We start from the raw sequence: 13,440 nt of genomic DNA on the forward strand, positions 1-13,440 counted from the left end.
GGGAGATGAGCAGCATGGTTAACGACGACTCCTCCCTACCGGCGGCGTATCGGACTGCGGAGGAAGCGATGGCTTGGATTACGGGCCTCACTTCCTTCGGAATTCGTCCGGGTCTTGAACGGATTTCCCGGCTAATGGAGAGCTTGAATAACCCGCAGCGTAGACTGAAGTTTATTCATGTCGCCGGAACGAACGGTAAAGGCTCGGTTTGCGCCTACTTAACGAGCGTACTCAGGCAGAGCGGATATGACGTAGGGACATTCACTTCGCCCTATCTCACTTCTTATTCCAATCGCCTTCAATATAATGGGCAAGATATAGCAGACGAAGATTTGATACGGCTCGTCAATCTCATGAAACCTCTCGCGGAGGAAATGGCTCTAAGCGAATGGGGCTCTCCGACGATGTTCGAGGTTACGACGGCTTTGGCTTTGCTCTATTACGGAACGGTAACCTTTCCCGATTTCGTCGTATGGGAGACGGGACTCGGCGGGCGGTTGGACGTGACGAATATCGTAACGCCGATCGTCAGCGTCATTACGAACGTGGGCCATGATCATATGGACGTGCTCGGACCGACGATATCCGATATTACTCGGGAAAAAGCCGGAATTATTAAATCCGGCGTTCCCGTCGTTTCCGCCGTTTCGCAAGCGGAAGCGATCGACATCGTCAGGGAAACCGCCCGGGCTCGCAAAGCGACTTTATATTTGCGGGGAGACGAATTTTCTTACGAGACGTTAGCCGTTGCGGAAAATGAGCAAAAGTTTTCTTTTCAAGGACCGTTCCGTGCTTTACAATCTTTAACGGTGAAGATGAACGGAGCGCATCAGATCCAGAACGCCGCCACGGCGGTGATGACCTTGGAAGTGCTTAGACAGTATTACGCGGTTATCGTGGACGACGAGAACTTAGCTGCCGGACTGGAGAACACGGTTTGGCCGGGCAGGCTGGAGATGGTGTCCCGCAATCCGCGTATTCTGCTCGACGGCGCGCATAATCCCGAAGGAATGGAAGCGCTGAGCCAAGCTCTTCGGGATATTTACGAGTTTGACCGATTAAATGTGATGATGGCGATGATGCCGAATAAGAATCATGAGCAATCCTTGCGGCATATACTACCAATGGTGGATACGCTTGTGATCACGGAACCCGATTTTCATAAAAAAATGAACGCTGCCGACCTGGCCGACGTCGCGAATCGTCTGCGCACGGAGCTCGGAAGGCCGCGGAATATCATTGTGGAGCCGAATTGGAAACGAGCGTTGGAGCTTCTGAAGGAAGCTTCCGCGTCTTCATCCCAAGACGAGAACGCGTTAAACGTGATTACGGGCACTCTGTATTTGATTGCCGACGTCCGTTCGTGGCTGCTCCATGGAACGAAATCTGAAAAAGGCTGGTGAAGCGTTGTTGCGGACCGCTGAGCACGTGCATTTTATCGGTATCGGAGGATATGGGATGAGCGCCATCGCCCGGGTCATGCTGGAGATGGGTTATCAAGTGTCCGGTTCCGATGTGGTACGCCAGGAGTTGACTGACAAGCTGGCTGCCAAAGGAGCACAAATTTATATAGGTCACGAACCGGAGCATGTTCGGGGAGCCGATCTGGTTGTTTATTCGACGGCGTTATCGAGGGATAACGTCGAACGTCAGGAAGCGGAACAATTAAACATTCCGATTCTTCATCGCGCGCAAATGTTGGCGCGTCTTCTTAACTCCCGCACGGGAATCGCCGTTGCGGGCGCGCATGGCAAAACGACGACTTCTTCCATGATCGCATTGGTTATGGAAAACTGCGGATTGGATCCCACGTATATTATCGGCGGGGAAATCGTGAACGTCGGCACGAACGCGAAAGCGGGCAAAAGCAAATTCGTAGTGGCCGAAGCGGACGAGAGCGATGGTTCGTTCCTGCAGTACGAATCCGCGGTCAGCGTCGTGTTGAACATCGAAGCGGATCATTTGGAAAATTACGACGGCGATTTCAATAAGCTGAAAGAAGCTTATGTTTCGTTCCTGCGCAATACGAAACCGGATGGCTGCGCAGTCGTCTGCGCCGACGACGAGAACATCCGGGAATTGCTTCCGCTGGTTACAGCCCAGCGGGTTATTACGTACGGAGTGCAATCCGCGGAAGCGGAATACAAGGCCACGGATATTCAACTCGGGGATCGATGCGCTACGTTCACGGTTAATCGCGGAGACGAAGTGCTCGGTTCGGTAACCTTATCGGTCCCGGGTAAGCATAACGTATACAACGCGCTTGCTACGCTGATCGTTTGTCTGGAAGCGGGAGCTCCGTTCGAATCGATCGCGGCGGCGATTCGGGAATTTCGCGGCGCCAAACGCCGTTTTCAAGTGCTCGGAGAAGTGAAGGACATGCTGGTCATCGACGACTATGCCCATCACCCGACCGAAATCGAAGCCACGATTCAAGCTGCTAAAGCAACGGGTAAGCGGATCATCGCCGTGTTCCAGCCTCAACGTTACACGCGGACGTTTTTCTTGCTTGATGCCTTTAGCAGAGCTTTCGCGGATGCGGACGAGGTCATTATCACCGATATCTACTCGCCGGCAGGGGAGCAGAGAATCGAAGGAGTCAACTCGCACAAGCTAGTCGAGCTGATTTCTCAGAACAGCAACGCCAACGTCGCTTACGTTCCGACCAAAGAAGAAGTTCGCGACCGATTGGCGGAAAGCGTAGTTCCGGGAGATCTGGTACTCACGATGGGCGCGGGCGACATCTGGAAGACGGCCGTGGAATTGGCGACGATTTTACGTGAACGCGAATAGACATTCGCGCTAACAGGGCGGGGATTGTCCGCTCAGCTAATGGAGACAGCCTTCGGGAAACCGGAGGCTGTTACTTTTTGCGATCATAATTCTCTCGCGTCTCTCATATTCTAATTACTAGATTGAGGGACAAGGGGAGACGCAGCATGCAATCAAAAGCAAGGATGACCATCCGTTTCGAACCGCCTGCCAAGCCGAAAGAGCCGACCCGGCGCGCTTTGCAGCCGATTGAGGTTATTGAGAACGTTGAAGCGGACAAGGATGACCAAGCCGTCGAGGAAATTTTTACGACATGGAATAGCCCGTATCAAGACGATATACATGCGTTGGAAGAAATCATTCGCAAATCGGAAACCCAAAACGAGGTTCATTCTCCCACCGTTCACTTGACCCACCCGGCGATACCGGTTATGAACGAGCGGAAAGCCCGAATTCCCGAGCTTACTCGCAAGGTGATCCCGAATAACGAGTTAGCAGACGAGCTCTGGAGCAGGGAGTTGTCGGATGACGAGGAGGATCAGCGGGCAACGGGGTGGTATAACCGTTCTGCGCTCGTCCGTGAAGAGACGCCCTCCTGGGGCAGGGTGATTGCCTCCGTTGTCGCGGCGGTGGCTACGGGGGCTCTGTTCGGATATATGGTATTAAGTTTGTTCACGGGAGAACCGTTGTTTCCGGGGAAATCCGGAACGGCGTCGCAGCAGCCTTCCCAGGCTACCTCAGCTCTGCCGAACGCGGAGAAAGGGGGCACCGGGATGCCTGCGGCATCCGTTCAAGCCCCCGCCGAATCCGCCGCGGTTACTAGCGGCGAGACTGAGCCTTCTATGCCGGCAAGTACAGCACGATTAGACGCGGACGTCTATTACATGCTTCAATATGGCGTGTTTCAAAGCAAAGAAAGCATGGAAATCGCGGTTACGCAGTTACAGGACAAAGGGCTTGCTTTCGCAACGGAGATCGACGACGGGTATCGCGTTTATGTGGGCGCGGCAAGGTCGCGAGACGAAGCGGAGTTGCTAGCGGCGCAGATGCCGGAAACCGAGATTTATATTAAAGCTGTAGGCGGGGAAGCGCTGGAGGTCTCTTCCGCGGTGCTTTCTCAGGAGGGTGTCGCTTTCATGAACGCGAGCGCGGACTTGACCCGGAAGCTGGCGCAGCTGTCGGGAATCGGATTGCAAGACAAGCAGCCCGGCAAACTGACTTCCGTCGAATTATCCGATCTTCAGGAAGTTCATCAGCGCTATTTGAACACGATATCCTCTGCCGATAAGTTGGATAATAAAGCAACCGAAGATGGAAAAACGATCGTAGAGGCGCTGAACTCCGCTATTCTGTCGATGGCGGAATATAATCGTAAACCTTCTCGGTATCAATTATGGAGCGTCCAATCGGCAGCGATGAAAGCACTGTTGGCGGATCGGCATATGCGTTCCGTTTTGCAGCCGGAATAGAGGAATAAACGGATCAATCCCGGATAACGGGACTTTAGAACGGGACAGCCTGCAACCTTGGGGCTGTCTTTGTTTTATGCATTGTGTCGCTTGTCCGGGAAACGTATAATGAAAAGACGGGTGTCAAAAAATGGTGGGAGACGGGGAAATATGAAGAAAAACGGATGGATTTTATTGCTGTTCATTTTCTTGGGATTGCTTGCCGGAGCATTGGTAGCCGTATGGCTAAAGGAGGTTCCGGGGCTCACCTTTTTGACTCGTGCGATTAAAGTCAACTGGTCTCCGGCGGCGGATTTGTCGGTGATCCAGTACAGCTTGAATTTAAACGTTAACTTTAGCCTCTTAAGCGTGATAGGAGCAATCGTCGCGATATGGCTATATCGCAAAATGTAATGCGAAAGGAAGATTTACGTATGCTTTCCGGATCGACAGATCGCTTCAATCTTATCCTTGCTTCCGCTTCGCCGCGCAGGCAAGAATTAATAGCATTGCTGGGGTTGCCCGTACGGGTAGTGCCAAGCCGGGTCGACGAAGATACGCCGGAGGACTGGTCTCCAGAGCAGATCGTAGAGGGACTTTCCTTACGCAAGGCGAATGCCGTAAAAGAACAATTAACCGAATCGGTAGATGAATCGTCTATTATTGTAGGCAGCGATACGATTGTTGTTTTGAATGGCAAGGCGATGGGAAAACCTAGAGACGAGCAAGATGCAAGGGAGATGCTTGAGCAGCTTTCCGGTCAGGTGCACGAAGTATATACCGGAGTGTCTTGCATTCGAATTTTCGACGGGAAGACGGCTACCGCGCACCGCGTGACGAGAGTCAAGATGAGAAGCTTGACCGGCGAACAAATCTCAAGGTACGTCGCAACAGGCGAGCCGTTGGACAAGGCCGGCTCTTATGGCATCCAAGAGATCGGTTCGTTGCTGATCGATTCTATCGAAGGCGATTATTTCAATGTCGTCGGTTTGCCCGTTTCTCTGCTAGCCGTCATGTTGGAGCCATTCGGGATCACCTTGCCTTGAACCTTGAAGTATGAAGCCACTTCCGCGGCCGACGCGGCATTCGAAAGCAGGTTATCGCCGTGGAACAACGATCCTTCCGTTTGCGCGAGATTCCGTCAGAGGAACGACCGCGGGAACGCATGCAGCAGTTCGGAGCAGAGGCGCTCAGCCATGCGGAATTACTCGCGATTCTTCTCCGTACGGGTACTTCCAATGAGTCCGCGATTCACTTAGCTCAACGCATATTAAATGAATGCGGCGGATTACGCAAGCTGGCGGAGACGAAGTGGGACGAGCTGACGCAAATTCACGGGATCGGTCCCGCGAAGGCGCTTCAGCTTCAAGCCTCTCTTGAGTTCGGACGGCGCGTTGCCCGCTCCAGATTGCCGGAAACGGTCAAGATTACTTGTCCGCAAGATGCGGCGGATCTTCTGATGGAAGAGCTCAGACATCACAAGGAGGAGCATTTCGTCTGTTTGTTTCTCAATACCAAGAATCAAGTTATTGGCCGTCAGACGTTGTCTATCGGCAGCTTGAACGCTTCCATCGTCCATCCGAGAGAAGTGTTCAAAGCGGCCATTAGGCGCAGCAGCGCCTCGATTCTGTGCGCTCATAATCACCCGAGCGGCGATCCAACGCCGAGCGCAGAGGACCTTCAGCTAACGAAGCGGTTGGGAGAAGCCGGACAATTGATGGGAATCGAACTTCTCGATCATTTGGTAATCGGTGACAATCGCTTTATAAGTTTGAAGGAGATGGGTTGCTTGTAATATAATAAAGAGGATTGTCCCGACGACTGATACGCAGTTTGGAGCGTCAACAAGAGCAGTCGCGGTCAAAGCAGGAGGTAGCGGAATGGTTGGAGGATTTACGCGGGATCTAGGTATCGATCTTGGAACCGCAAATACGTTGGTTTATATCAAAGGCAGGGGAATCGTCGTCAGAGAACCGTCAGTGGTCGCTCTGCGTACTGATACAAAAAAAATCGTGGCGGTCGGTTCGGACGCCAAAAAAATGATCGGCCGGACGCCGGGGAACATCGTAGCGATTCGCCCGATGAAAGACGGAGTTATCGCCGATTTCGAGACGACGGCTACGATGATTAAGTATTTTATTCGCCGCGCGCAGAAACCGCGGACGTTGTTTCCGCGCCATCCTAACGTCATGGTCTGCGTACCGTCCGGAATTACGCCCGTTGAACGACGCGCGGTAGAGGATGCGACCAAGCAAGCGGGAGCGCGCGAGGCCTATATTATCGAAGAACCGTTCGCAGCGGCGATCGGCGCGGATTTGCCGGTATGGGAACCAATGGGAAGCATGGTTGTCGACATCGGAGGCGGAACAACGGAAGTCGCGGTCATCTCGCTCGGAGGAATCGTAACCAGCAAATCGATTCGCGTCGCGGGCGATGAAATGGATGATGCGATTATCGCCTACATTAAACGCCTGTACAATCTCATGATCGGCGAGAGAACGTCCGAACAACTGAAGATGGAGATCGGTTCGGCGATGCCGCTCGATAAAGTCGAATCCATCGAAATCCGCGGGCGGGACCTCGTCAGCGGTTTGCCTAAGACGCTGGCCATTACTTCCGATGAGATCACGGAAGCGTTATCCGATACGGTCAATTCGATTATCGATGCTGTCAAAGTTACGCTTGAGAAGTGTCCTCCGGAACTGTCGGCGGATATTATGGACCGGGGAATCGTATTGACGGGCGGCGGGGCGTTGCTTCGCAACCTGGACAAGATGCTTGCGCGCGAAACGGGCATGCCTGTACTCGTTGCGGAGAACCCTTTAGATTGCGTAGCGATCGGAACCGGCAGGGCGCTTGAGAATATTCATCTCTTCAAGTCCAAAGGCGGGTCATCCCGGTCCGGCCGCTAAGTTAATAACGATATGGAGAAGTTAGGTACATCCAGCCTTCTCTGAAGGAGAGCAGGTGAGCGGGATCTTTCGATTATTGCGCAATAAGCGTTTGTTTATCCTTATGATCGGGCTCATCGTATTCATCGCCCTCATGGGATTTACGTTAGGCCGGAATCGCTTGACCTGGCCGGAGAAATTCCTCAATGATGCCTTTGGGATTACGCAAGGAACATTGTACCAGCCGGTCGGCGCGGTCGCGGATTTCTTCCGCGACCTCGGCCGGCTTTCCGATGTGTATAAGGAAAATGAGCAATTTCGCCAAACGGTTGCTCAATACACGCAGGATCAAATAAAATTTAATTTGCTAGAGGCGGAGAACAAGCGGCTTAAAGAAGACTTGAATTTTACCGAGCAACAGAAAAACATGGACAACTATCGTTACCTAATCGCGCAAGTGGTTGGAACCAATTCCAATCCTTACGAGAAAACCATTACGATTAACCTTGGCAGCAAGGACGGCATTAAACCCGAAATGGCCGTCAGGACGGTCGAAGGGCTCGTCGGCATGGTCAGCAAGGTTAAGAATTTCACCTCTACGGTCACTTTAATCACGAATTTGGATCCCAATTCCTCCAGAGGCACTCCGGTATCCGCAACATTCCTTGGCAAGCCGGATTCATTCGGAATTTTAGAATACGACGATGAAACGAAAAATCTTCAAATGACCAAGATCGATGAAAACGATAAGCCCGCGGATGGCGACAAGGTAATTACGTCCGGAGTGGGCAGTTTGTTTCCTAAAGGGATCATTATCGGAACGGTCGAAAGCAGCCAGGTTGGCGATTTTGGTTTGACCTATACGGCCATTATTAAACCTGCCACCAACTTCGATCATCTTAGAGAAGTGTTCGTAGTGGTCGTTCCCGAGGTGGAAGAACCGTGAAGATGAGAATCAACTGGGTGATCTTGTGCGCGATCGTACTTCTGATCATTGAGAATTCCGTCGTTCCGTGGCTTGTTCCTCCCGGTTGGAGCGAAAGATTGCTCCCCCATCTGTTGTTTATTATGACCTTGTTCGTTGCCGGATTCGGCGGGCGCCATACCGCCTTTTTGTTCGGGCTCGGTTTCGGGCTGCTGCAGGATTTGTTGTCTTACGGCCACTTGATAGGTCCTTATGGCTTCGGTATGGGATTGATCGGCTATTTGGCCGGACTTGCTGCCGAGCGCAAAAGCTTCACGATCGGATTTTTCCTATGGATCGTAGTCGTAAGCGGCGTATTGCTAGATTCGATCGTATATTTCGTTTACAAGTTGTTTCGGATTACGGATCTCGATTATGCCTTCGTTTTTTTCTGGCAAGTGGCGCCAACCGCTCTGCTTCAACTGTTGATCGCACTCCTGATGTATATTCCGGTTCGTCGTTACCTGGTCAAGCCTTCGATTTCCTCCGGAGAAGAGAGCTTGGAATAAGCATCGTTTAACCGAACAGGCAGGAATTCCGCTTCCCGAAGCAGAATTTTATTTACCGTAGGGAGGGGCGGACACCGTGACCGGCAAATCAACGATTACGATAAAAGGGACGAAGGAAGGCCTCGTATTTTTATTGGACGATAAATGCGACTTCGCTATTCTATTGGACGAACTGAATTCGAAGCTAGATAAGCACGTTCAGCAATTTACCGGACCCATCGTCCATATCTTCATTAAGCTCGGCGCTAGGCAATTGGAAGAAGAAGATAAGGAACGCATCCGATCCATCCTTCGCAGGCAAGGAAACTTGTTGATTCAGTCCATAGAAAGCGACCCTCCGGAGGTAGATCCGAACCTGCGAGTGGCTCCGACTTTACATACGATGACCGGAATTATCAGGTCCGGGCAGACGGTTGAATTCGATGGTCATGTATTGCTTCTCGGGGACGTCAATCCGGGAGGAACGATCAGGTGCAGCGGCGACGTATACGTGCTTGGAGCGCTTAGGGGAACCGTTCATGCGGGTAAAGACGGCGACGAAGAGGCGATCATCGCGGCTTCTCTGATGAAGCCGACGCAGCTTCGGATTGCCGAGGTCATTAGCCGCCCGCCGGATGAATGGACATCCGCGGAGCCTTGGATGGAATACGCGTTTCTGCGCGAAGGCACGATGGCTATAGACAAAATGACGAGTCTAAGCCGTCAACGCAAGGAAGTCATGCAGTTCAAAGGAGTGTAGAGTCATGGGAGAAGCGATCGTTGTCACCTCGGGCAAAGGCGGCGTAGGCAAAACGACGACGTCGGCCAATCTAGGAACGGCATTGGCGATGATGGGGAAAAAGGTATGCATGGTAGATACCGATATCGGATTGCGTAATCTCGACGTCGTCATGGGACTCGAGAACCGGATTATCTACGATCTCATTGACGTGGCGGAAGGACGCTGCCGGGTTAATCAGGCGCTCATTAAAGATAAACGCTTCGATGAGCTGTACATGCTTCCCGCGGCGCAGACGAAGGATAAGAACGATATATCGCCGGAACAGGTACGACAGATCATTGAAAGCTTGAAGCCGGATTTCGATTACATCATTATCGATTGCCCGGCCGGAATCGAGCAAGGCTTTCGCAACGCGATCGCGGGCGCTTCGCAAGCTATCGTCGTGACGACGCCGGAGAATGCCGCCGTTCGCGACGCGGATCGCGTTATCGGATTGCTGGAGAAGAGCCATTTTCCATCGCCAAAGTTAATTATTAACCGTATTCGTCCGAATATGATGAAAAGCGGAGATATGCTTGAGATCGAAGATATTTGCCAGGTGCTTGCCATCGATCTGATCGGAATCGTGCCGGACGACGAATATGTGATCAAGGCGGCGAATTCCGGAGAACCGACGGTCATGAACGTGAATTCCCGTGCCGCGATCGCTTATCGGAATATCGCACGCCGCATTTTAGGAGAGACCGTACCCTTGTCTCAGCTAGACGACAAGGCGGGGATGTTCCGCAAAGTAAAGAAGTTTTTGGGAATGGGATGATCGGACTTGCTTAACCGATTGAAGAAAATGGACTGGATGATGCTGGCGATTCTCGTGATGTTCATGGGAATCAGCAGCTTATTGGTGAAAAGCGCGACGTACACGAACAATAATCCCGCCTATGCGAACTATGATATAAAGACCCTCTTCTTCTATGGGCTGGGGTTTGCTGTCATAATTATCGCAACGCTGATCGATTACCGTCTCATTTTGAAAATATGGTATGTGTGGTATGGAATCGGCATTATCATGCTTTTGTTGATCTTCGTCCTGGTCGAAGAGAAGAACGGAGCGCGGAGTTGGTTTGAATTCGGGCAGTTTTCTTTTCAGCCTGCGGAAGTCATGAAGCTTTTCCTGATTATCGCGATCGCCGCGCTAATGGGAAGACGCCAAGGCGATCCGCTCCGAATGCGCAGCGACGTCATGGTTGTGGCTGCCGTATCGTTCGTGCCGTTTATGCTCGTGATGCTCCAACCGGATCTCGGGAACGCGATGATTTATATTTTTATCGTGCTCGGCATGCTCTGGATCGGCAACGTTCGATATTCTTATGTCATGATCGGTTTAGCGGTAGTCGTCGGCGGTTTGTTGTTGTTCGTGACTTTGTTTAATACGTACAATACCGAAATTCACGATTACTTGGAATCGAAGAAGCTCACCCACTGGTACGAACGTATCAATACTTACATCCATCCGGACGAAGCTTCCGCAGACGCCAAACGACAATCGGAATACGCGAAGATCGCGATCGGCTCGGGCGGGCTTGCCGGGGATGGCTATTTACAGGGAGAATCGAAGAACCGCAAGTTCATTCCGTACACGTACTCCGATTCCATCTTCGTCGTCATCGGCGAAGAGTTCGGTTTCCAAGGTGCGGCGATCTTGTTGCTGCTGTACTTCCTCTTTATTTACAGGATGATCCTGATCGCTTACCAATGTTATGACTTGCGAGGCTCCTTCATCATCATCGGGATCGCGACGATGATGGTATTCCAGATCTTCCAGAACATCGGGATGATGATCGGGGTTATGCCGATAACCGGAATAACGTTGCCGTTCATTAGCTATGGAGGCACTTCCTTGCTGCTGAATATGATGTCGATCGGATTGATTTTCAGCATTCGCGCCCATCAGGAGAAATATCAGATGGATAGCTGATCGGGCGAAAAGATAGCAAACGAAATAGGGGGGAAGGGACGAAGGTATCTCCTTACAGCCGCTTCCTCTCCGAGAATGAAATCCAGAAGAACAGGGCTTGGTACCTGTTCTTCTTTTTTATTTGTCTTAGCTGAGTATGCAGCTCGAACCAGCTGAAGACCAAGGTCTATTCGGCGCTTGTCCGCCATATGGTAGTAGGAGAAAGCGGACAAGGAGGGCTTGCGATGCAAACACGGAACAATGTTCGCGAGCGTAGGCGCGAGCGGATCGAGCAGTTGATGGGACGGCATGCAATGGAGGATCGAGGCCATACGGAGCCAACCGTTGAGGAACCAATGAAATCAAAAGGGAAAGCGAACGAGGAATCCTCGCGACCGGATCGTGCGGCGGAAGAGTCGATGCGATTCGATTACGCAACGCCATATTCGAAATCCGACTTGCCGAGATATGAAGCGAATTTGCCCCGGAAGCCTGCCGATAACGTTCGTATGGACGATAGATCGGCATACTTTAGCTCGGTCGCCCCGTCAAACGAGCCGGATCCCGAGTTATGGTGGAGAGAGCGCGAGAAGCAGTTGAAATCGGGACAAGCCTCTGGCTGGCAGGGGCTGAAGGGAATTCCTCCGACGTCAGCCGCAAGAACGAATCCTCCGCCCGATGGCTCGGACATCCGGTTGTTCGTCAGAGGAGTCTCTTTTCGATTCGTAGTCGCCGCGCTTGCGTTCGCCGGGATATGGGGATGGTTTAAACTTGAAATGCCGGGAAGCGTGGAAGGACGGGCATGGATGGTCTCGTCGGTGACGCGGGATATGGACTTCGAAGCAATAGAAGCTTGGTACGGCAGCACGTTCGGGGGTTCGCCCTCGTTCTTGCCGTTTAACCGCGATGAACCGGATACGAAAGAAGTGTCCGCCTTATTAAATCCGTCCGAAACGGCCCTTCCCGTTCAAGGAAGAATCGTTCAGACTTACGCTCAGAACGGGACGGGCGTTAAGGTCTCCGCGCCTGGCGGCAGCGAAGTCTCGTCGATCTATACCGGTCGCGTTGTTCAGGTAAAAAATGATCCCAATAGCGGAGTTACGATAAGCGTTCAACATCAGAATCAGGTTCTTTCGGTGTACGGCAGCCTTGAGGAATCGTCCGTCAAGCCGAACGATTGGGTGGTCACGGGGCAGCGATTGGGGCAGCTGAAACGATCCGAAGACAGCCAGACCGAGGGTATTCTTTATTTCGCCGTCCAACAGCGAGGGAAAGCGCTGAATCCGGCGGAAGTGGTATCCTTTGATTAAATGGCGGGGATCCACTTCCGGCTTCATCCGTTATTCGTACTCGTCATGATTGCCTCGATCGCGACGGGACAATTCGCGCAGCTCGCGACTTTATTCGTTATCGTCTTGTGGCACGAGTTAGGTCATCTATTCGCCGCGCTTCGCTTCGGATGGACGGTACGGGAGGTCAAGCTGCTCCCTTTCGGAGGAGTCGTGGAAGTGGAGGATGCCGGCACGCTGCCGGTCAGGGAGGAAATATGGGTTGCGATCGCGGGACCTGCCCAGAATGTCATCTTAGCGGCGATCGGTTATTTTCTAGGCCAGATCGGCTGGATCGGCAAGGAGTGGTCGGACGATTTCGTGCGTGCCAACGTGCTGATCGGCCTTTTTAATTTGTTGCCCGTTCTTCCGTTGGACGGAGGACGTATGCTTCAAGCGTGGATTAGTCTGCAGCTTCCGTTTCACCGAACGTTGATGTGGAGCGCGAAGATCAGCTTGGCGTTCAGCGGCCTTATCGTGATTGCATCCTTATATCCGCTTCGCAGCGGCGGATTGCTGCATTTGAACCTCTTAACGGTAGGCGTCTTTCTATGCGCGTCGAACTGGGTGTATCTAAGGAACATTCCTTTCGTGTTTCTCAGATTCTTAGTGCACAGAAGCGAAAGGTCGGAAAAACAGATCGATCGGGGTAAGCTATCCAGACCTATCGTCATTGCCGAGAATCGCCCTCTATCCTCGATCATTAAGTTGTTCATGAAGGAGCAGTATCATTTGGTCTATGTGATGAAACGCGGGAAAATCGCGAACGTCGTTCCCGAGAAGGCGATTATCGACGGTTTTCTCGGTCGATTGACATCCGGGAATGCGGATTTGAAGATTTTCATGTAAAATG

The 13,440-nt window shown here is 52.1% G+C and carries 14 protein-coding genes; all 14 read left to right on the top strand.

What is annotated here, in order from left to right; genetic code table 11:
• Positions 1-5 precede the first annotated feature (5 nt).
• Entirely contained in the window at positions 6-1,403 is a 1,398-nt protein-coding gene (locus tag HH215_RS00395) for a bifunctional folylpolyglutamate synthase/dihydrofolate synthase (RefSeq protein WP_169278096.1), read from the top strand.
• 7 nt (positions 1,404-1,410) lie between these two features.
• Positions 1,411-2,793: a UDP-N-acetylmuramate--L-alanine ligase gene (murC, locus tag HH215_RS00400; protein ID WP_256376748.1), complete on the top strand. Its 1,383-nt coding sequence runs from the start codon at positions 1,411-1,413 to the stop codon at positions 2,791-2,793.
• 146 nt (positions 2,794-2,939) lie between these two features.
• Complete coding sequence (locus tag HH215_RS00405) at positions 2,940-4,241, top strand: SPOR domain-containing protein (protein WP_169278097.1); 1,302 nt, start codon at positions 2,940-2,942, stop codon at positions 4,239-4,241.
• A gap of 150 nt (positions 4,242-4,391) precedes the next feature.
• Complete coding sequence (locus HH215_RS00410; RefSeq protein WP_169278098.1) at positions 4,392-4,634, top strand: DUF4321 domain-containing protein; 243 nt, start codon at positions 4,392-4,394, stop codon at positions 4,632-4,634.
• A 20-nt stretch (positions 4,635-4,654) separates the two neighbouring features.
• Positions 4,655-5,266, top strand: a complete 612-nt coding sequence (locus tag HH215_RS00415) for a Maf family protein (RefSeq protein ID WP_169278099.1) — start codon at positions 4,655-4,657, stop codon at positions 5,264-5,266.
• 59 nt (positions 5,267-5,325) lie between these two features.
• Entirely contained in the window at positions 5,326-6,015 is a 690-nt protein-coding gene (gene radC, locus HH215_RS00420; RefSeq protein ID WP_169278100.1) for a RadC family protein, read from the top strand.
• Between the two features lie 85 nt (positions 6,016-6,100).
• Positions 6,101-7,132 (top strand): rod shape-determining protein, encoded by a 1,032-nt coding sequence (locus HH215_RS00425; protein WP_169278101.1) that lies wholly within the window; start codon positions 6,101-6,103, stop codon positions 7,130-7,132.
• Between the two features lie 55 nt (positions 7,133-7,187).
• Positions 7,188-8,057 carry a rod shape-determining protein MreC gene (gene mreC / locus HH215_RS00430; protein WP_169278102.1) on the top strand — a complete coding sequence of 290 codons (870 nt, stop codon included), beginning with the start codon at positions 7,188-7,190 and terminating at the stop codon, positions 8,055-8,057.
• A gap of 2 nt (positions 8,058-8,059) precedes the next feature.
• Positions 8,060-8,584 carry a rod shape-determining protein MreD gene (mreD, locus tag HH215_RS00435; protein WP_254450647.1) on the top strand — a complete coding sequence of 175 codons (525 nt, stop codon included), beginning with the start codon at positions 8,060-8,062 and terminating at the stop codon, positions 8,582-8,584.
• A 76-nt stretch (positions 8,585-8,660) separates the two neighbouring features.
• Positions 8,661-9,323 (top strand): septum site-determining protein MinC, encoded by a 663-nt coding sequence (locus tag HH215_RS00440; protein ID WP_169278104.1) that lies wholly within the window; start codon positions 8,661-8,663, stop codon positions 9,321-9,323.
• 4 nt (positions 9,324-9,327) lie between these two features.
• A complete protein-coding gene (gene minD, locus HH215_RS00445; protein WP_169278105.1) occupies positions 9,328-10,122 on the top strand; it encodes a septum site-determining protein MinD in 795 nt (264 codons plus the stop codon).
• A gap of 6 nt (positions 10,123-10,128) precedes the next feature.
• On the top strand, positions 10,129-11,280 hold the full coding sequence (locus HH215_RS00450; protein ID WP_169278106.1) for an FtsW/RodA/SpoVE family cell cycle protein: 1,152 nt from the start codon (positions 10,129-10,131) through the stop codon (positions 11,278-11,280).
• 224 nt (positions 11,281-11,504) lie between these two features.
• Positions 11,505-12,569, top strand: coding sequence for a M23 family metallopeptidase (locus HH215_RS00455; RefSeq protein WP_169278107.1), 1,065 nt, complete (start codon positions 11,505-11,507; stop codon positions 12,567-12,569).
• Entirely contained in the window at positions 12,570-13,436 is an 867-nt protein-coding gene (locus HH215_RS00460) for a M50 family metallopeptidase (RefSeq protein ID WP_174887593.1), read from the top strand.
• Positions 13,437-13,440 lie beyond the last annotated feature (4 nt).

Source organism: Cohnella herbarum, assembly GCF_012849095.1.
Taxonomy (GTDB): domain Bacteria; phylum Bacillota; class Bacilli; order Paenibacillales; family Paenibacillaceae; genus Cohnella; species Cohnella herbarum.

What these genes read in the sequence shown, in the direction of transcription:
- HH215_RS00395 (WP_169278096.1), top strand. Translation starts at nt 6, where the DNA reads ATGAGCAGCATGGTTAACGACGACTCCTCCCTACCGGCGGCGTATCGG.
- HH215_RS00405 (WP_169278097.1), top strand. Translation starts at nt 2,940, where the DNA reads ATGCAATCAAAAGCAAGGATGACCATCCGTTTCGAACCGCCTGCCAAG.
- HH215_RS00410 (WP_169278098.1), top strand. Translation starts at nt 4,392, where the DNA reads ATGAAGAAAAACGGATGGATTTTATTGCTGTTCATTTTCTTGGGATTG.
- HH215_RS00415 (WP_169278099.1), top strand. Translation starts at nt 4,655, where the DNA reads ATGCTTTCCGGATCGACAGATCGCTTCAATCTTATCCTTGCTTCCGCT.
- HH215_RS00425 (WP_169278101.1), top strand. Translation starts at nt 6,101, where the DNA reads ATGGTTGGAGGATTTACGCGGGATCTAGGTATCGATCTTGGAACCGCA.
- mreD (WP_254450647.1), top strand. Translation starts at nt 8,060, where the DNA reads ATGAGAATCAACTGGGTGATCTTGTGCGCGATCGTACTTCTGATCATT.
- minD (WP_169278105.1), top strand. Translation starts at nt 9,328, where the DNA reads ATGGGAGAAGCGATCGTTGTCACCTCGGGCAAAGGCGGCGTAGGCAAA.
- HH215_RS00455 (WP_169278107.1), top strand. Translation starts at nt 11,505, where the DNA reads ATGCAAACACGGAACAATGTTCGCGAGCGTAGGCGCGAGCGGATCGAG.
- HH215_RS00460 (WP_174887593.1), top strand. Translation starts at nt 12,570, where the DNA reads ATGGCGGGGATCCACTTCCGGCTTCATCCGTTATTCGTACTCGTCATG.